A 17,726-nucleotide genomic window follows, 5' to 3' on the forward strand; every position below is an offset into this window, starting at 1 on the left:
TGACCCCGTCGGACCCGGCCGAACGGCCGCTTCCGCCCTCCCGATCGTCGCCAGTCGCCGGGCGGGGTTCGCCGATCGCCGTCAGTCGTCGGACGACGGCGACGGCCCGTCGTCGAGCCGGACCAGCTCGTCCGCGGATTCGAGCAGTCTGACGCCCCAGGTCATCGTCACGGGGACGAGCGCGGTCGTGAAGATGGCGATGAAGACGAGGATCGAGAACAGCTGCCGGTCGATGACGCCCGCGGAGAGCCCGATCGAGGCGATGATGATCTCGACGGTGCCGCGGCCGTTCATCCCGAAGCCGACGACGAGCCCCTCGCGGGAGGTGAGATCGGTCGGCAGCGCGAACAGCCACGAGCCGACGATCTTGCCGACGAAGGCGATGGCGACGAGCAGCGCGAGCAGCGCGAAGTTCTCCGTGAAGACCGAGAACGTGAGGTCGAACGCGACCGTCACGAAGAAGATCGGGGCGAAAAACCCGATCGCGAGGTCGTAGATGACCCCGTGCATGTGTTCGTACAGCGAGGGCTGGAGGTCGGCCATCCGGAGGAACGCCCCGGCCATGAACCCGCCGATGATCATGTGCAGGCCGGCGAGGCTCGCGAGCTCGGCGAACGCGAGCGCCACCAGGAGCGCGAAGGTGAACGCCGTCGTCTTGTCGACGAAGCCGTAGCGCTCGCGGAGCGATTCGAGCTTCGCCCAGGCCGGCGGGAGGAAGCGGTCGCCGACGACGATCGTCACCGCGAAGAACGCCAGCGCCTTGGCGAGGATGACGCCCATGTCGAGCAGGTTGACGGAGCCGGCGTTGATGAAGCCGATGACCCCGGAGAAGACGACCAGCACCCCGACGTCGGAGATGAGCGCGCCCCCGAGGAGCACCCCCGCGATCCGGGTTTCGAGCAGGTCCAGATCGGAGAGGATCCGCGACTTCGTCGCCAGCGAGGTCGCGGCCATGGCGATGCCGAGGAACAGCGCGCCCTCCAGCGGAACGCCGATCAGGATCCCGCTCGCGTAGCCGAGGCCGAACGGGATGACGAACGCGCCGACCGCGATCACGAGCGCCTGGGGGCCGAGTTCGAACAGGTCGTGCAGGTCGACCTCCATGCCGACGTACACCATCAGGAGGAAGACGCCGAGCTCGGCCAGCACCGCGAGCACCTCCGTCGGCTGGATCAGCCCGAGCAGCGGCGGGCCGAACAGCACCCCGGCGAACAGTTCGCCCATCATCGCCGGGTAGCCGACCCGCTCCGAGAGCGCGCCGAACACCCAGGCGAGCGTGAGCACGGACAGGAGTCCGAGTACGTCGATCCCTTCGGCTCCGACCATCTCACACCCCCCGTGCGAGCGTCGGTCGCCGTTCGTTCGTCGCGTCGATCAGTTCGACTTCGCTGTGTGCGTTTTCGTGCATGTCGTGTACGTTTCGGCCGAGAATCGCTGTGACGGCGGGCTGGACCACCGAAGGGGACGCGCCGATTCCGCGAGGGAGCGTCCCAACGGCGTCGGCTACGCGCGTTCGGCTGGGAGGCAGCCCTCTCTTCGGTTTCGACTATTGCTCAAAACGTAATAAATCATCCGGTCGTTCGGTAATTCTGTCCCACTTTATCAGTATAGTTCTCGATTCGAGAAACATACTAAAAACAGACCCGCGACTTTTCGTTACTGATCGCCCTCCCCCTGCGACGGCGTTCCGAGTGGCCGGGTGTTCGCGCCGGGTGGTTTCGGAAGGGTTAAAGGACAACCTGCCGTTGTTCGATGTGCGGGCCGGTGGGGTAGCTTGGTATCCTTCGGCCTTCGGGTGGCCGTAACCGCAGTTCAAATCTGCGCCGGCCCATTCCTGGCCCGTGATATCGCAACCGCGAGCGGAGCGAGCGGTCCGTATCGCGTGGCGAATGAACGCCAAGCAGATTTGAATGAGACCACGAGCGAGCGGCAGCGAGCGAAGTGGGCGTGGTTCAAATCTGCGCCGGCCCATTTCACCCCACTTCGCAACGACGAGCGGCACCGACCGAAAACACGCTGCCGCCCGCCAAAGCCCACGTCACCGCGAACTGATCACCGCCACCGGGCAGGGCGCGTTGCGGACGATGTACTCCACGCGGTGGCCGAGGAACGCCCGGCCGGTGAGGGGTCGGATGTTGCTCCCCAGGACGACGAGGTCGTAGTCGCCCTCGGCGGCGTACGCGACGAGCTCCTCCTCGGCGTCCGCCTCGCCGACGAAGACGTTCGTCCGCACCTCGACACCGCGTTCTCTGCCCAGGTCGGCCTCGCCGTCGACGATCTCCTCGCCGAGCCGCAGCGCCGAGTCCATGTCGGGGCGGTCGGCGAACACGTCCCCGGTCCGCGGCGGGGTGACGACGTGGACGACTTCGACGACCGCGCCGCGCTCCTGCGCGATGGCGAACGCGACCTCGGCGGCGTGGCGGTTGTACTCCGCGCCGACTGTGGGCACGAGGATGCGGCGGATCGGCTCCTGGTTGCGGAGTTCCTGCACGTCCGTCGCCTCGGCGTCCGGGGCCGCACTGGCGATCATGACCGGGCACGGCGAGTCGCGGATCACGTCGTCGATCGTCGCGCCGAAGAGCGGCGCGTCCGAGCGGGGGGCCAGCGCCCCCGCGCCGAGCACCAGGAGGTCGTACCCCCTCGCCGCCTCCGTCAGCACCGTTCCGGTCGTCGTATCGCCCTCCGGCCGCGAGATCATCCGCGTCCGGGCGTCGGGGAGGTTCAACTGAACCCGCATGAGGTCGAGACACCGCCGGGCGTCGTCCCGGAGCTCCGCCGCGGCGTCGGTCGGAGCGTCGGCTTCTTCGCCGGCCGCGGTCCCCCCGTCGCTCCGCGACCGCGACTCGGACGCCGCGCCGGGCGTGCGGCGGACGCGGCCGGCGAGCGACCGGAGTCGGGCGAGCGGGCTCCGAACGGACGTCGCGCCGCGGCCGCCGCGCTCGACGTACATCGTCGTGACCTCGATGTCCTCGCCGCGGCTCACGTGTCCGAGGAGCTGGGCGGCGAACTGCGAGTCGACGCTGCACCGGGTCGGGAGAAGTACCTTGTTCAGGCCGCCGACGAAGCTCCGCCGCTGGCGGGCCTCGCGGTCGAGGCGGGCGCGCTCCTCCGGTTTCATCTCGATCTTCGGGAGGGCCCAGCGCATGATCGCCGGGGCCATGAGCGACGTCACGATGGCGATCGTCACGATGATGCTGTACATCTCGGTCGTGAGGATGCCCAGCCCGAGGCCGATGGTGGCGACGATGATCTCCATCGCGCCGCGGGCGTTCATCCCCCCGCCGATGGCGACGCCCTCCCAGGTCGAGAGCCGGGCGAGCCGCGAGGCGCCCATGACGCCCGCGAACTTCCCGAAGCAGGCGACCGCGAGGACGACGACCCCCACGGCGAACACCGTCGGGTCGAAGAGCGCCTCGACGTTCATCCGGAGGCCGGCGATGGCGAAGAAGATCGGGGCGAACACGCCGAGGGTGATGACCTCGAAGATGTGCCGCAGGTCGTAGCCGAAGCGCTTTACCTGGCCGACGAGCACGCCGACGACGAACGCGCCGAGGATCGCCTCCAACCCGAGGTACTGCGTGACCGCCCCCGCGGCGAGCGCGAGCCCCATCAGGGTCGTGATCATCGCCGTCTCGCCGGCGGCCGCGTTGTCGACCCGGCGGAACAGCCACTCGACGAACCGCCGGCCGACGGTGAACGCGAGCCCGATGAAGACGATCACCGAGAGCGCGGTCGTCGCGGCGGCGTCGAGGTCGACCGTGCCGCTGCGGGCGAGTCCGGCGACCGTCGCGAGCAGGATCCACCCGATCGTGTCGTCGACCATGCCCGCCGCGAGGACGAGCTGGCCGACGTCGCGGCGGATCACGTCGAGTTCGATGAGCACCTTCGCGATGACCGGGATGGCCGAGATGCTCATCGCCGTCGCGATGAAGAGGCTGAACACGAGCCGCTGGTCCGGCGCGGCGATGAACTCGACCGGGAGATACCACCCGAGGGCGAACCCGGTGGCGAACGGGACGAGGATGCCGCCGAGCGACAGCGTCACCGCGGTCTTCCCCTTGCTCACGATGAGGTCGATGTCGGTTTCGAGCCCCGTGACGACGAGCAGCATGATGAGCCCGATCCAGGAGACGATTTCGAGCAGGTGGAACTGCGCCTCCGGGACGGCGAACAGCGACCCGTAGAGGCCAGGCGCGGCGACGCCCAGGACGGAGGGTCCGAGGAGGACGCCCGCGAGGAGCTCGCCGACGACGGCGGGCTGGCCGATGCGACCGAACGCCTCGCCGAGCGTCCGCGCGACGACCAGCAGGACGAAGAACTGGAGGATGACGACGAACAGCTCGTGGTGGCCGAGCGGCTCTATGACCTGCATGGGTCAGCCGCCCCCGCCGCTTCGCCGCCGACCGGCGGCAGATCGTGGATCGACGGTGGATCCGGCGGTTGCGGGGCGGTTTCTCGGGCGCGCCGTTCGCGTTTCGGTGTCTCTCATTGCTCGTGGCGTGGGACGGGTGAAAAATTCGGGACGGACTGTCGCTCGACGCGCTCCGAGCGCACGCCGGGGACTTTGTTTTGGAGGTACGTCCCCGAATGTATTTCATCGTTGTGCCCGTCGACCGTCGAACGCGCCGCCGGTCGCGGTTCAGTCGGACACGTAGCCGAGGGATCTGAGCCGATCTTCGACTTCGGTTCGATCGATCGACTGGAAGTTCTCCTCTTCGGTCGCGTCCTCGACCCGCGAGAGGACCTCCTCCAGTACGAACGTGACGTACTCGTCCGTCGAGCCGAACTCGCTGCGGGGGAGGCGCGCCTCGACGCGCCTGTGGATCCGCGCGGGGAGTTCGACCGTCCGCGATCGCGTCGTTGTCTGACTCATAGCGGTCGGTGTAATTCACGCCGAACGGAGCTTTGTTATCCGGTGACTACCGCGGGCGCGCCCGGCGGTTACGCTCGATCTACCGCCGTCGGAGAAGCCGCTCGAAGCCTGTCACGCGCTCGATCGGTCGGTACCGGACACATAACGAAGTCCTCACCGGTCCGCACAGGCGACAATGGCGGATCGAAAGGACGTGATTCTGGTTACGGTGGACAGCTGGCGGGCGGACCGCTGCGGGTTCATGGGCGCGGAGGAAGACGTCACCCCGACGCTCGACGCGCTCGCCCGCGACGGGCTCGTCTTCGAGAACGCGATCGCCCCGGCCCCGGAGACGAACAGCTCCGTCTCGACGATATTCACGGGGCAGTACCCGATCCACGAACCCGACTCGACGGGCGTCCCGTACACGGAGCGCATTCGGCACCACATGCGGACCCGACACACGCTCCCGGAACGGTTCCGGGAGATGGGGTACGAGACGGCCGCGTTCACGGCGAACCCGTGGACCTCCCGGTTTTTCAACTTCGACCGCGACTTCGACTTCTTCGAGGATTTCATGGACGAGAACGTCTCCAGCGGCCTGATCAGCGACGGCCGACAGACGAGCCTCGCCGGAGATCTGCTGGTTCAGCTCCTGAACTGGTGGCAGGGACAGGACATGTTCATGTCGTGGGAGGCGTTCTACGACGACGTGCGGGCGTGGATCGCCGACGCGGAGAGCCCGTACTTCCTGTGGCTCTTCCTCGTCGACGTTCACATGCCGTACCTGCCGGGATCGGGGTACCGCTCGCAGTCGCGGCTGCTCACCTACCCGGCCAACCTGTCGCTGTTCGCCGGCGGGTCGAACCTCCGGTTCGAACGGCTGTTCCACGACGTGCTCGTGCGGGCGTACGACGACACGATCCGGTACACGGACGAGTTCTTCCGGCGGCTCGCGGCGGACGCGGGGGACGAACCGTTGATCGCCATCCACGCCGATCACGGCGAGGCGTTCGGCGAGGGCGGCGTGTACGGCCACGGCCAGCGCGTCTCGGAGGAGATGACCCACGTCCCGTTCGTCGTCCTGAACGGCCCGGAGGGGCGGGTCGAACGGCCGTTCTCGCTGCGTCGGCTCCCCGATCTGCTCCCGGCGCTCGCGAGCGGTCGGGGGTACGAACCCGTCCTGGACGAGACCGTCCTCGCGCGCAACTACGATCCCGCGCTCGCTGTCCGCGGGGAGTCGTGGCGCTACGTCTGGCGGCCCGACAGCGAGCGCGTCGCCGTCCGCACCGCCGACGGGTGGGACGACGCGGACCGCCCGGCGCTCCGCGCGCTCGGCCGGCGCCTCGTCGACGCCCACGTCGAATCGGAGCGGGAACGCGGTCGTGTGATCGATGCCGCCGGATCGGTCGCAGAGGCGGCGAGTCTCTGACGAACCGGGGCGAGACGATCCGGTCGGAGCGACTAGGACAGATTTTTCTACCCCTGTTTCGAACGCGCGCCCTGGAGGTGGACGCTCGTCCGGGAGGAGATGGCTCTCGCCATCTTTGTGAATGTTCAGAAATACCGGCGTTCACTCCCGACATTATCGTCAAAATACTTAAACACTAGTGAATTTCACGCGGTCGATCAATTTATTTTGGAAGACTGTTTGGGTCCCCCTGTATGGCTCAGGAGGAGTCTTCATTCCGGGCATCGATCAGTCGGCGCGCCTACCTCGGCGCGGTAGGCGTCGCCTCCCTGACCGCGATTGGACCGACCGTCGCTTCGGGCGACGAAGGGGCGTACGAGAACGTCGTGAACATCGTCGAAGCCGGCGCCGACAACACCGGCGAGGAGCCGATCGACGACGTGTTCGCCGAGGTCGCGGCGGACGACACGCTCGTCAAGTTCCCCGAGGGGACGTACGTCGCGAACAGCCTCATCCTGTACGGGCTGACGAACTTCGCGATGGTCGGCGAGGGCGACGCGACGCTCGTCCCCGGCGACGATTACGACCCCGAGCTGTGGATCGCCGGCGGCGAGGTCGAGAACCTTCGCATCGAGAACTTCACCGTCGACAACACGGCGGAGGGAGTCGGACCCGAGTTCGACATCAGCGCGTACGACGGGCTCGTGCTGCGCGACATCCGGAAGGTCGGACGGCACGGCCGCTCCGGCATCGCCTTCGCCTTCCAGATCCTTCGGTCCGACGGCAGCGGCCTCATCGAGAACGTGGTGGCGACCGACGGCGGCGACTCCGTCGGCGTCTACCTCAACTCCGAGGGACCGGTGACGGTGCGTAACTGCCACCTCGAACGGTTCGCCAACAACGGGCTGTACGCGTCGAACTCCACCGCGCCCATCACGGTCGAGGGCGGCACGTTCAGGAACAACAACGTCGCGCAGGTCCGCCTCGGCAGCCGGGGGAGCTCCCTCACCGACGCGTTCCTCGAAGTCACCGAGGAGCCGCCGCTCCCCGAGGACATCGCGACGAACATGCGCGGCGTCCGCATCGCCGACGGGCCGGGCCCCGTCACCGTCGAGAACTGCGACATCCGGATGGCCGGGGGCGAGGGGACCGGCGGCATCGTCGGCGCGTACTCCGGCGGGTCGTTCGAGGTGCGCGACACCCGGATCTACGTCGACGAGAGCTACACGACCATCGGCTCGGACGGCTCGCGGACGAGCTACGGCATCTACGTCGACAACGCGACCGAGGCCGACGAGGGCACCCGCACGATCGAGACGACCTCGATCACCGGCGGGGGTTCCTTCCGGGCCGCGATGCGGTTCCGGCGCGACAACAACGTCGTCCGCGACAGCTGTATCCAGTAGACGGGCGAGGGCCGCGACGGCATCTTCTTCGACGACTCCGAGAACAACGAGGTCTCGAACACGACGATCAACGCCACCGACGAGGCCGTCCGCACCCGCGGCGGCTCGTCGGTCGAAACCTCCGGAATCTCCACCGACGGCACCTGTCCGCTCCCCGAACGCTCGGACGAAACCGCCCCCGACGGCGAGGGCGACGACGCGTCGGAGGGGGACGGAAGCGACGAGGGAGAGCCGAGCGAAGACTCGACCGAGGAGGAGCCGGCCGAGGAAGAGCAGAGCGAGGAGACCTCCGAGGACGAGCAGGTAGAGGAGACGCCCGAGGAACCCGAGGAGTCCGAGGAGCCCGAAGCGCCCGAGGACGACTCCGGGGCGTCCGACGGGGACGCCGCGCCGATCGAGGAGCAGCCGCCGGAGAAGAGAGAGCGGTTCGAGGAGATGGACCCCGAACCGGACGGATCCAACGGTTCAGGCGACGCCCCCACCGGCGACTCCGAGTCGGACGACGGCTCGAAGGACTTCTGTCCGCGGCGCTGAGCCGATTCGAACCCCGCGGCGCGTCGGCGGCGGAACTGCTCCGTCGGATCGCGGCCGGGAACCCGCGCCGGCAGGCCGGCCGATCCGTCACTCCTCTTCGACGCCGGCGAGATCGTCGCCCCGACAGACCGCGTCGACGACGCTCTGTGCGGCTTCCGCGGCGCTCTCCGGGTCCCTGTAGGAGTCGCCGAGGCCGACTTCGCGCCCGATCCACGTCCCGTCCTCTCGCGTGTACACGTCGACCCACCAGTACACCTGGAGGTGCCGCTGGAACTCGGTGATGGCGACGCGGACGCCCGACGAGTCGTCCACGTAGTCGACGCGGCCGTCGCCGACTCGGACCCGCCAGTTCGCCCCGAGGTCGAGATCGTACGGATCGGACATGGTGTGCGGTGCGTTCGCCGGCTGTCGGTCCGGCGTCGTTGCCGGCGGTAGAGCGCGGGGGGATAACGATCTTTCCCTTCGGCCGGATTACGTTGTGCGATTCGTCTCCGCGACCCGAAAACGATATGCTTCCGCTTCGACGTCGTTCGGACGCTTCTGTCTGCCTGCGACGAGCGCATCGCGCAACGCGGAAGCACCCGACGACGCGCGCCGCGATCCTGTTATCGCGGATCGCTGTCGTCACGGATCGCGACCGCGGGTTTCGTCACGCGTCCCCGTCGTTCGCGGCCGCGGCCCGGTCGTCCGAGCCGGACGGCTCGTCCAGCACCACCCGGAGCGTCTCGTGGACGCCGATGACCAGCGCGGGGACGACGATCATGAACAGGTGTTCCTCGATGGGGATGCCGAGGAGATCGACGCCCGTCCTGAGCGGGATCTCGAAGACGCCGACTTCGAGCGTGTACCGATCCCAGGCGTACGCGATCGGGTACAGCGCGACGATCGTCCGGGCGGCCCGGCGGAACGCGTCGGCGTAGTACAAGAGGGCGGCCGCGACCGAGCCCCAGAAGATCTCCGTCGCGAGGTAAGTGTACGGACCCAGCACGCCGATGTCGGGAACCATACGCCCCGTTCGGGCCGGGAGGTGGAAAACCCTGACCCCGCCCGCCGCCCGAACGGATCACGACAGCGGCTCGAACCACACGGCGACGACGAGGACGGCGAGAAAGAGGTACGAACCCCTGATGAGGAGCATCGTCGCCAGTCGGTCGTCGGCCCGGCGGGCGACGAGCGCGACGCCGGCGAACACGACCACGGCGAACACCGCGCTCGGGGGGAAAAGCGCCGCGGCCGCGAACGCCACGACGAGGGAAAGCGCCGTCGCCATCAGGAGGTACGCGGAGACGCGGGCGCGCCGCCGCCCCAGCGCGACGGCGACGGTCCGCTTGGCGATGGACCGGTCGTACTCGTAGTCCTTCGAGTCGTCTATGACTTTGATGCCGGAGAGGAGCACGACGAACACCGCCGCGAACGCGAGGACGGTCGCCGAGATCGAGCCCGTCTGGACGTAGTATCCGCCGACGAGCGTGACGGCGATCCCGGCGGGATAGCCCGCCGTCGCGGTCACGGGGTTCATGTCGAGCTGGGGCGCGTGGAAGTACGCGATGAGCCAGCAGGGCAGGGTGATCAGGGCGGCCCCGATCCCGACGAGGACGCCGAGCGCCGCCGCGGCGAGGAAGAACCCCGCTGACGCGCCGACGAGCGCCAGCTTGCACCCTCGCGCGGTCAGCGGGTGGTCGTCGTCCTCGCCGCGGACGTAGAAGTCCACGTAGCCGTCCTTGACGTGGGCCGTGTACAGCGCGAAGAACGTCGCCGCGATGTGGAGGGCGGCGAGATCGAGCGCGAACCGGCCGGCGAGCACCGCCCCGAACGCGGAGGTGGCGAGGGGCGGCAGCATGAACACGGGGTGGATCTGCGAGGCGAGGGCGCGGAGCGCGGCCGGTGGACCGGTGCCGTGCCGTGCGATCTCCATGTGCGCACTAGCGGCCGTCAGCGCCATAGGTGTTGTCACGGTTCGCGCCCGCTCTCGCCCGCGCGTCAGAGCGCCGCCCGCCCCTTCCGGAGTCGGTTCGACTCTCCCGGTGCGGATAGAAGCCTATTTGCGCCCGGGTGACACAATCTCACCGACTAATGGTGTCGAAACGGACCACGAGCACCGCGCTGCTCGCCGGCGGCGTCCTCCTGTTCGTTCTGACGTTCGTCGGCGGCGCGGCGCTCGCGCCGACGATCGGCGTCGCCGACGACGGCGACGAGACGCGGCGGACGCTCGTCGGCTCGCAGGGCGGCGGCGCGGGACTCCACGAACGCGGGAGCGTCTACCTCCTCGACGGGACGAACCAGACGTGGCGCTCGTGGAGCGCGGCGAGCTACTTCGACGTGACGATGCTCGACAACGGGAGCGTGCTGGCGGGCTTCATGGACACCGGATACGGGGAGTGCGGCCCCTACGAACCGCCCTGCACCCGGACCGGCTTCCGAATCGTCGACCCCGAACCCGAGCCGCGCGTGGTTCACGAGTACAGCTTCCCCGTCCGAACGGGACAGAACAGCGAAGTTCACGACGTCGAGCCCCTGCCGGGCGGCGGGTACGTCCTCGCCGACATGGAACACGAGCGCGTCGTGACCGTCGAGAACGGGGAGATCACCTGGCAGTGGAACGCGAGCAGCTACTACGAGGCACCCGAGGATCCCACGAAGGTGGACTGGCTCCACATCAACGACGTCGACCGCATCGGCGAGGACCGCTACCTCGTCTCCGTCCGGAACGCGAACCAGATTCTCATCGTCGAGCGCGGGAAGGGCGTCGTCGACGTGATCAACGAGGACAGGAACCCACGCCACCTGAACCACCAGCACAACCCGCAGTGGCTCGGCGACGGGGCCGTGCTCGTCGCCGACAGCGAGAACGACCGGATCGTCGAACTCCACCGCAACGACGACGGCGGGTGGGAGGTCGCGTGGGCGCTGTACGAGGCCGAGGGCGTGAGCTTCGCCTGGCCGCGCGACGCCGACCGCCTGCCGAACGGCAACACCCTCATCACCGACTCGGCGAACCAGCGGCTCGTCGAGGTCGATCCCGACGGCGAGGTCGTCTGGAGCTACCGGACCGACTACGTCCCCTACGAGGCCGAACGACTCCCCGAGGGCGAGACGGTCGGCGCCCCGCTGTACGGCGAATCCGGCGTTCCGAACGGACCGGTCGCCCCCGGCGAAAACGGAGCCGGGGCTCCCGATCGCGGGGTCCCGGTGCTCTCGTCCCTGCTCCAGGTGCTCCGGACGAGCTTCCCGCTGCCCTTCTGGCTGTCGGAGGTCCACCTCCTCCTCTCCCTCGTCTCTCTGGCGATGATCGTCGCGGGCGGCGCGTTGCGACTCCGGCTCCGCCTTCGATCCTGACCCGATCTGATCTCGACCCGATCTGATCTCGACCCGCTCTCGATCCTGCTCCCGCTCTCGACTGATCCCGACCGGGTTTCGACCAGGTACTGACCAGATCTCGCTTCTCGTCCTCCTCCCGAACGCCCCGGTATCTCTCGTCGGGGTCGGAGGGGAATCGCTCGACCCTCGCCGCGTACCACCCGGACTTTTCGCCCGCGAACGCGACGGACGGGTATGGAAGACGACCCACTGGCCTGGGAGACGACGGGCTCCGCGATCGACTACTCCTGTCCGGGGTTCGACGTCCGGCGGGACGACGTTCGCCTCCCGGACGGGACGGAGACGGACTACCACTACGTCGACGAGCCGCCGGCGGTCGTGATTCTCCCGTTCACCCCGGACGGGCGGGTTGTCGTCATCGAGGAGTGGCGGCAGGCCGTCGGCCGGATCAACCGCGGGCTCCCCGCGGGATCGACCGAACCCGAGGACGCCGACCTCGCGGCCGCGGCGCGGCGCGAGCTGACGGAGGAGACCGGGTACGAGGCGGAGACGGTCGAGCCGCTCGTGACCGTCGAACCGACGAACGGTATCGCGAACTCCGTCCACCACTACTTCGTCGCCCGCGGCTGCGAACCGACCGGCGAGCGGGACCTGGATTTCAACGAGAGCATCCGCGTCGCGACGACGGCGTACGACGACCTGCTCGCGTCGATCCTCGACGGCGACGTTCGAGACGGCCGGACGGCGCTCGGCGTCCAGCACTACGAACTCGCCGTCCGCTGAGCCTCCCGCCGCCGCGAAACGCCTCACGGATCGCCGGATCTCCGCCTCCGGGTCCCGTCAGACCCCGCGAACGACGCCGACCGCGAGGCGATCGGCCGCGCCGACCGTCGACGCCGTCGAGTCGGCGGATCTTGCCGTCACCGCGTCCGAACGGCTTTGGTCCCTCGGACCCTCCTCACGCGTGTATGTCGGACCCTTCGATGAACGCGGCGTCCAACAAGGTGCGCGCGCTCGGCGTCGGCGTCGGTGCGGGGCTCGCGGGGGTCGTGGTCTCTCTGATCCTCGTGGTGATCGCCGCGAGCGCCATCGACCTGCTCGGGGCCGAGCTTCCGATCGCCGTCACGATCCTCCTCCTGCTCGTCCTGAACCAGTACCTGTCCTTCGGCGGCGTCGCCCTCGCCTACCTCCAGTATCGGGGGCTCGGCCTCGACTACGTCGGGATCCGGATCCCCTCGCTCCGCGACCTCCTCGTCGCGATCGGGGGGTGGCTCGCCTCGTTCGGACTCATCATCGCGGCCGGCGTCGTCATCCAGGCGCTCGGCGTCGAGACGGCGAGCAACCAGACCGCCGAAATCGGCGCGGCCAACCCCGAGGTGCTGCTCCTTTTGATCCCGGCGTCGTTCCTCATCATCGGTCCCGGGGAGGAGCTGCTCTTCCGCGGAATCGTCCAGCGTCGCCTCCGTGAGGCGTTCTCCCCGACGATCGCGATCCTCGTCGCCGCGGCCCTGTTCGCCGCGATACACTTTCTCGCGCTCAGCGGCTCCTCCGGCGCGCGGCTGACGACCATCTCGATCCTGTTTTTCCCGTCGCTCGTGTTCGGCGTCGCGTACGAACTCACCGACAACATCGTCGTCTCGTCGCTCATCCACGGGGCCTACAACGCGACGCTCTTTGCGATCCTGTACGTCGCCATCGAGTTCGGCGACATGCAGCCGCCGGCCGTCTTCTGACCGACGGCCGATTCGCTCCCCCGATCTATCGCTGCATCGAACGTACAGGCGTCGGTGTGTGTCGTCTCGGCCAGCTTGTTTTCGAATCGTGGGAATAGAATACAAGGTTATGCTCGCGCGAAGCGTACGGATATTCGGTGAAAGATCCATGCAAAAGAACGTCGGCGGGTACGACCGCATCGCGCGGTTCGTCGTCGGCCCGATCCTGCTGATCGTCGGCCTCGCCGCGATCGGCGGATTCGTCACGATCGCGGCCGGAACGCTGGGGGCCGTCCTCGTCGCGGCGGCGCTCGTCGTCGGTGCGGTGCTGACCGTCACCGCCGTCACGCAGAAGTGCCCCCTCAACAGGGCGCTCGGAATCGACACGTACCGCGGCCCGTCCGCGACGGAGGCCGACGAAGAGATGAAGGCGGGACGACCCAGCTAGGCGAGCGCCAACCGCTTTTTTCGTCCCTGACGCTCCTCGCGTCGGCCGAACGCAACCCTTACCGCGGGGCCGTCGAAACGGCGGATATGCGCGACTGCTTCGAACTCCGCGACGGGGACCTCGCGGGGCGTATCGGGCGGCTCACCGTCCCGCGCGCCGGCGTGACCGTCGAGACCCCGGCGCTCTTGCCCGTCATCAACCCCAACCTGGTGACGATTCCGCCCTCCCGGCTCGAATCCGAGTTCGGCGCGGAGATCCTCATCACCAACTCCTACATCATCCGCAAGACCGACGACCTCCGCGAGCGAGCCCTCGACGAGGGACTCCACGAGCTTCTCGACTTCTCCGGCGCGATCATGACCGACTCGGGATCGTTCCAGCTCGCGGAGTACGGCGACATCGACGTGACGACCGAGGAGATCCTCCGATTCCAGCGGGACGTCGGCTCGGACATCGGCACGCCGGTGGACATCCCCACCCCGCCGGACGTCGACCGCGAGCGGGCCGAGGAGGAGCTCCGGGTGACGGAGCGGGCGCTCGCGGACGCGGAAGCGGTCGACACGGGCGACATGCTCGTCAACGCGCCCGTCCAGGGTTCGACCTACCCGGACCTCCGCGAGCGGGCCGGCAGCCGCGCCGCGGAGACCGACCTCGACGTGTTCCCGGTCGGCGCGGTCGTGCCGCTGATGAACGCCTACCGCTACGCGGACATGGTCGACGTCGTCGCCGCCGCGAAGCGCGGGCTCGGGGCGGACTGCCCCGTCCACCTGTTCGGCGCGGGCCACCCGATGATGTTCGCGCTCGCCGTCGCGCTCGGCTGCGACCTCTTCGACTCCGCGGCGTACGCGCTGTACGCCCGCGACGGCCGGTATCTCACGGTTCGGGGGACGGAGCACCTGGACGACCTGGCGTACTTCCCCTGCGCCTGCCCGATCTGCGCCGACCACGCGCCCGAGGACCTCCGCGGCTTCGACGGCGAGCGGACGGAGCGGTTGCTCGCGGAGCACAACCTCCACGTCACGTACGCGGAGATCCGGCGGATCAAGCAGGCCGTCCGGTCGGGTAACCTCCTCGAACTGGTCGAAACCCGCGCCCGCGGCCACCCCGCGATGCTCGACGGCTACCGCGCGCTGCTCGACCACGCCGAACAGCTCGAACGCTCCGACCCGGCCTCGAAGGGCGCGTTCTTCTACCTCTCGAACGAGAGCGCCCGCCGGCCCGAGGTGCTCCGCCACCGCCGGCGGCTCGATCGCCTCCCCGCGTCCGGGAACGTCCTGCTCACCGAGGGCGACGCGCCCTCGACCGACGAGTACGACGACGCGTGGCGGGTCGTGCCCCCGTTCGGCCCGTTTCCGCGGGCGCTCTCGGAGACGTACCCGCTGACCGCGGAGGTGCCGGAGCGCCTCGACGCGGACGCCTACGCCTCCGCCGCCGAGGGCGTCGCGCGGCTCGTCGACCTCAACCCCGACGCGTCGTTCACGCTCGCGCACGCCGGCTGGCCCGAGGCGGCGCTGTCGAAGGTGCCCGACTCGGTGACGGTCGAACGGCTCGGACGGACGCCGCCGGCCGACGAGTGAGTCGGTCCGCGTTCTTCGTCTGCCCTCGTTTGGCGTCGGTCCTCACTCCGCGTCGTCGGCGCTCGCGTCCGCCATCCGGTCCGCGAAGTCCCAGCTGTAGAGCTTCGTCGGCTCGATGCGGATCCGGACCTCCTCGCGCTCGGGCGACAGCAGCGAGGCAGCGAGCCGGGAGTCGATTCCGCCGAGGTAGCGCTCCAGCAGGTCGCGGAGGAGCGCCTTGTTCTCGTCCGGTTCGACGGCGGCGACCCCGCGCCCCCGGACGCCCCTGTACGGCGGCTCGTTCGTCGACGCCTCGAAGGCGACCTCCGGGTTCGATTCGAGAAAGCGCACGACGTCCGCGTCCCGCCCCGTCGCGCAGCGGAGTTCGCCCTCGCGGTACACGTACCACAGCGAAAGCATCCAGAGATCGTCCGCGGGGGTTCGACAGGCGAGGCGCAGGGGAATCGCGGCGTCGTCGAAGAACGCCTCGACGCCTTCGAGGGACCACGCGCCGGAAACACTGACCATGGTTCCCCGACGCCCCGACAAAGCAAGATAGTTCACGCTCCGTCGCCGAGGGCGACGCATGACCGACTATTTCGAGGTTCTCTCCCGGGACGGGGCCGCCCGCATCGGCGAACTCCGACTGGCCGAGCCGCTTTCGACGCCCGCGCTCGTAGACGACGTGCTCGTCGACGCCGGCAGCCTCTGGGCCGAAGATCGGGAGGTCCCCGACGGAGATCCCGCCGCGCTCACCGTGCTCCCGCACCGGGCCTTCCCCGCCGGCACCCGCGACGAGATCAAGCGGTCGTTCGCCGTCGAGCACCCTGACCTCGACACCCCGACGGCCGCCGTCGTCGCCTCCGACGCCGCGTCGGACGCCGGAACGGACGCCTACGTCCTCTCGGACGCGCCGGGCTTCGTCGGCCACGCGGCGGCGTTCAAGGACGCGATCATCGCCGCGAAGGAGTCGCTCCCGGCCGACGCCGCGCTCGCGCTCTCGGGCGTCGCCACGCCCGCGAACGTCGCGACGCTCGTCTACGCCGGTGTCGACCTCGTCGACGCGAAGAAGGCGAAGGTGAAGGGGACCCAGGGGAAGTACCTCACGAGCGAGGGCGAGTACTTCCTCGAAGACCTGGAGGACCTCCCGTGCGCCTGCCCGGCGTGTCGCACGCCCCGGGAGGAGTTCACCCGCGAGGACTGCGTCGAGCACAACGTCGACGCCCTCCGGGCCGAACTGGCGCTCGTCCGCGAGCGCATCCGCGCGGGGCGGCTCCGCGACTACATCGAGGGACAGGCCCGCCACGACGCGTGGCTCACCGCGGCGTTCCGCGAGTTCGACGGCCAGTACGGCTACCTGGAGGAGCGGACGCCGGTCATCCGCGACAGCCGACTCCTGGCCGCCTCGGAGGACGCGCTCCGCCGGGTGGAGATCCAGCGCTTCGCCGAGCGCGTGACGACCCGCTACCGCAACCGCTTCGACAACCCGCTCGTGCTCGTCCCCTGCTCCGCGAAGAAGCCCTACAGCGAGTCTCAGAGCCACGGGCAGTACCACGACGCGATCCAGTGGCGCGCCCACCAGGTGTCGATGACCTCGCCGATCGGCGTCGTCCCGCAGGAGCTCGAGCTCACCTACCCGGCGCAGCACTACGACTCGGTCGTCACGGGCCGCTGGTCCGGGGACGAAACGGAGTTCGTCGCGGAGGTGCTCCGGCGGTACCTCCGGCGCAACGAGTACTCCCGCGTCGTCGCGCACGTCCCGCCGCACGGCTACCGCGACATCTGCGAGCGCGTCGAGGCCGCCGTCGACGTGCCCTTCGAGTACACCGTCGAGGATCACCCGACGACGGCGGAGTCGCTTTCGAACCTGCGCGACGCGCTCTCGGGCGAACTGAAGTACTCGAAGCGCGAGCGCGAGCACAACACGGTGCGGGCCATCGCAGACTACCAGTTCGGTCCCGGGGCGGGCGACGCGATCTTCGACGATATCCGAACGACGGGTCGCTACCCGAAGTTGCAGGTCCGCGACGACGCGGGGACCCAGTTGGCCGCAATGGTTCCCCAGTACGGCGTCCTCTCGTTCACCCTCGACGGCGCGCGACGCTGGGTCGAGAGCGACGCCCCGACGAAGCGCGTCGAGATCGACGGGTTCGTCCCGCACGGGAGCGTTCTCGCGCCTGGGGTCGTCGGAGCCGACGACGACATCCGTCCCGGCGACGAGGTCGTCGTCGAAGGGCCGACGGCGTTCGCCGTCGGCCGGGCCGCGATGTCCGGCCCCGAAATGGTCGAAAGTACCCGCGGCGTCGCCTCCGAGGTCCGCCACGTCGAGGAAACGTAGCCGAGTCGCTCGGTTCGCCGCGCCGAAGGGCCGTGTTCGCCGCCGCACTGTACCGCGGGTGTGACTGTTTCGCGCGGTAAATCGGAGCTTACCGCCCTCGATCCCCCGCGGTCCGGAGTAAACGGTTCGGCTTCTTACCACTCCGACGCGA

General features: G+C 69.0%; 15 protein-coding genes and 1 tRNA gene. 9 read left to right on the plus strand and 7 right to left on the minus strand.

Annotated elements, in window-relative coordinates; all coding sequences use genetic code 11:
- Nucleotides 1-81: 81 nt before the first annotated feature.
- Nucleotides 82-1,326, minus strand: coding sequence for a cation:proton antiporter (locus CNO20_RS01635; protein WP_101294287.1), 1,245 nt, complete (start codon nt 1,324-1,326; stop codon nt 82-84).
- A 432-nt stretch (nt 1,327-1,758) separates the two neighbouring features.
- Between CNO20_RS01635 and CNO20_RS01640 the strand changes: the two genes are divergently transcribed.
- Nucleotides 1,759-1,831 (plus strand) — tRNA-Pro (locus CNO20_RS01640).
- A 207-nt stretch (nt 1,832-2,038) separates the two neighbouring features.
- Here the strand turns inward: CNO20_RS01640 and CNO20_RS01645 are convergent.
- On the minus strand, nt 2,039-4,372 hold the full coding sequence (locus tag CNO20_RS01645) for a cation:proton antiporter domain-containing protein (RefSeq protein WP_101294288.1): 2,334 nt from the start codon (nt 4,370-4,372) through the stop codon (nt 2,039-2,041).
- A gap of 267 nt (nt 4,373-4,639) precedes the next feature.
- Nucleotides 4,640-4,873, minus strand: coding sequence for a hypothetical protein (locus CNO20_RS01650; RefSeq protein ID WP_101294289.1), 234 nt, complete (start codon nt 4,871-4,873; stop codon nt 4,640-4,642).
- A 175-nt stretch (nt 4,874-5,048) separates the two neighbouring features.
- On the opposite strand from CNO20_RS01650, the gene CNO20_RS01655 reads away from it, so the two are divergent.
- Nucleotides 5,049-6,284 carry a sulfatase-like hydrolase/transferase gene (locus CNO20_RS01655; protein ID WP_101294290.1) on the plus strand — a complete coding sequence of 412 codons (1,236 nt, stop codon included), beginning with the start codon at nt 5,049-5,051 and terminating at the stop codon, nt 6,282-6,284.
- 233 nt (nt 6,285-6,517) lie between these two features.
- Nucleotides 6,518-7,669 carry a right-handed parallel beta-helix repeat-containing protein gene (locus tag CNO20_RS01660; RefSeq protein WP_101294291.1) on the plus strand — a complete coding sequence of 384 codons (1,152 nt, stop codon included), beginning with the start codon at nt 6,518-6,520 and terminating at the stop codon, nt 7,667-7,669.
- A gap of 621 nt (nt 7,670-8,290) precedes the next feature.
- Here CNO20_RS01660 and CNO20_RS01665 read toward each other — a convergent pair.
- The 3 genes from CNO20_RS01665 to CNO20_RS01670 all read right to left on the minus strand — a co-directional run bounded on the left by CNO20_RS01665 (nt 8,291) and on the right by CNO20_RS01670 (nt 10,118).
- A complete protein-coding gene (locus CNO20_RS01665) occupies nt 8,291-8,587 on the minus strand; it encodes a hypothetical protein (RefSeq protein WP_101294292.1) in 297 nt (98 codons plus the stop codon).
- 265 nt (nt 8,588-8,852) lie between these two features.
- Complete coding sequence (locus CNO20_RS24200) at nt 8,853-9,209, minus strand: lycopene cyclase domain-containing protein (RefSeq protein WP_332888987.1); 357 nt, start codon at nt 9,207-9,209, stop codon at nt 8,853-8,855.
- Nucleotides 9,210-9,266: 57 nt separating this feature from the next.
- Complete coding sequence (locus tag CNO20_RS01670) at nt 9,267-10,118, minus strand: UbiA family prenyltransferase (RefSeq protein WP_332888988.1); 852 nt, start codon at nt 10,116-10,118, stop codon at nt 9,267-9,269.
- Nucleotides 10,119-10,276: 158 nt separating this feature from the next.
- Between CNO20_RS01670 and CNO20_RS01675 the strand changes: the two genes are divergently transcribed.
- From CNO20_RS01675 to tgtA, 5 genes are all read left to right on the plus strand, one after another.
- The gene (locus CNO20_RS01675; RefSeq protein WP_101294293.1) at nt 10,277-11,539 is read left to right on the plus strand and encodes an aryl-sulfate sulfotransferase; all 1,263 of its coding nucleotides are present in this window, start codon (nt 10,277-10,279) and stop codon (nt 11,537-11,539) included.
- A gap of 216 nt (nt 11,540-11,755) precedes the next feature.
- Nucleotides 11,756-12,304 (plus strand): NUDIX domain-containing protein, encoded by a 549-nt coding sequence (locus tag CNO20_RS01680; RefSeq protein WP_101294294.1) that lies wholly within the window; start codon nt 11,756-11,758, stop codon nt 12,302-12,304.
- A 185-nt stretch (nt 12,305-12,489) separates the two neighbouring features.
- Nucleotides 12,490-13,254 (plus strand): CPBP family intramembrane glutamic endopeptidase, encoded by a 765-nt coding sequence (locus CNO20_RS01685; RefSeq protein ID WP_233203862.1) that lies wholly within the window; start codon nt 12,490-12,492, stop codon nt 13,252-13,254.
- Nucleotides 13,255-13,402: 148 nt separating this feature from the next.
- The gene (locus tag CNO20_RS01690) at nt 13,403-13,681 is read left to right on the plus strand and encodes a YgaP family membrane protein (RefSeq protein WP_101294296.1); all 279 of its coding nucleotides are present in this window, start codon (nt 13,403-13,405) and stop codon (nt 13,679-13,681) included.
- A gap of 86 nt (nt 13,682-13,767) precedes the next feature.
- Nucleotides 13,768-15,258 carry a tRNA guanosine(15) transglycosylase TgtA gene (gene tgtA, locus CNO20_RS01695; protein WP_101294297.1) on the plus strand — a complete coding sequence of 497 codons (1,491 nt, stop codon included), beginning with the start codon at nt 13,768-13,770 and terminating at the stop codon, nt 15,256-15,258.
- A 42-nt stretch (nt 15,259-15,300) separates the two neighbouring features.
- Here tgtA and CNO20_RS01700 read toward each other — a convergent pair whose 3' ends face one another.
- A complete protein-coding gene (locus CNO20_RS01700) occupies nt 15,301-15,765 on the minus strand; it encodes a pyridoxamine 5'-phosphate oxidase family protein (protein ID WP_101294298.1) in 465 nt (154 codons plus the stop codon).
- Between the two features lie 58 nt (nt 15,766-15,823).
- Between CNO20_RS01700 and arcS the strand changes: the two genes are divergently transcribed.
- A complete protein-coding gene (gene arcS, locus CNO20_RS01705) occupies nt 15,824-17,575 on the plus strand; it encodes an archaeosine synthase subunit alpha (protein ID WP_101294299.1) in 1,752 nt (583 codons plus the stop codon).
- Nucleotides 17,576-17,726: the final 151 nt, after the last annotated feature.

Origin of the sequence: Halegenticoccus soli (genome assembly GCF_002844195.1) — an archaeon.
Taxonomy (GTDB): Archaea; Halobacteriota; Halobacteria; order Halobacteriales; family Haloferacaceae; genus Halegenticoccus; species Halegenticoccus soli.

What these genes read in the sequence shown, in the direction of transcription:
- CNO20_RS01635 (WP_101294287.1), bottom strand. Translation starts at nt 1,326, where the DNA reads ATGGTCGGAGCCGAAGGGATCGACGTACTCGGACTCCTGTCCGTGCTC.
- CNO20_RS01645 (WP_101294288.1), bottom strand. Translation starts at nt 4,372, where the DNA reads ATGCAGGTCATAGAGCCGCTCGGCCACCACGAGCTGTTCGTCGTCATC.
- CNO20_RS01650 (WP_101294289.1), bottom strand. Translation starts at nt 4,873, where the DNA reads ATGAGTCAGACAACGACGCGATCGCGGACGGTCGAACTCCCCGCGCGG.
- CNO20_RS01655 (WP_101294290.1), top strand. Translation starts at nt 5,049, where the DNA reads ATGGCGGATCGAAAGGACGTGATTCTGGTTACGGTGGACAGCTGGCGG.
- CNO20_RS01660 (WP_101294291.1), top strand. Translation starts at nt 6,518, where the DNA reads ATGGCTCAGGAGGAGTCTTCATTCCGGGCATCGATCAGTCGGCGCGCC.
- CNO20_RS01665 (WP_101294292.1), bottom strand. Translation starts at nt 8,587, where the DNA reads ATGTCCGATCCGTACGATCTCGACCTCGGGGCGAACTGGCGGGTCCGA.
- CNO20_RS24200 (WP_332888987.1), bottom strand. Translation starts at nt 9,209, where the DNA reads ATGGTTCCCGACATCGGCGTGCTGGGTCCGTACACTTACCTCGCGACG.
- CNO20_RS01670 (WP_332888988.1), bottom strand. Translation starts at nt 10,118, where the DNA reads ATGGAGATCGCACGGCACGGCACCGGTCCACCGGCCGCGCTCCGCGCC.
- CNO20_RS01675 (WP_101294293.1), top strand. Translation starts at nt 10,277, where the DNA reads ATGGTGTCGAAACGGACCACGAGCACCGCGCTGCTCGCCGGCGGCGTC.
- CNO20_RS01680 (WP_101294294.1), top strand. Translation starts at nt 11,756, where the DNA reads ATGGAAGACGACCCACTGGCCTGGGAGACGACGGGCTCCGCGATCGAC.
- CNO20_RS01685 (WP_233203862.1), top strand. Translation starts at nt 12,490, where the DNA reads ATGTCGGACCCTTCGATGAACGCGGCGTCCAACAAGGTGCGCGCGCTC.
- CNO20_RS01690 (WP_101294296.1), top strand. Translation starts at nt 13,403, where the DNA reads ATGCAAAAGAACGTCGGCGGGTACGACCGCATCGCGCGGTTCGTCGTC.
- tgtA (WP_101294297.1), top strand. Translation starts at nt 13,768, where the DNA reads ATGCGCGACTGCTTCGAACTCCGCGACGGGGACCTCGCGGGGCGTATC.
- CNO20_RS01700 (WP_101294298.1), bottom strand. Translation starts at nt 15,765, where the DNA reads ATGGTCAGTGTTTCCGGCGCGTGGTCCCTCGAAGGCGTCGAGGCGTTC.
- arcS (WP_101294299.1), top strand. Translation starts at nt 15,824, where the DNA reads ATGACCGACTATTTCGAGGTTCTCTCCCGGGACGGGGCCGCCCGCATC.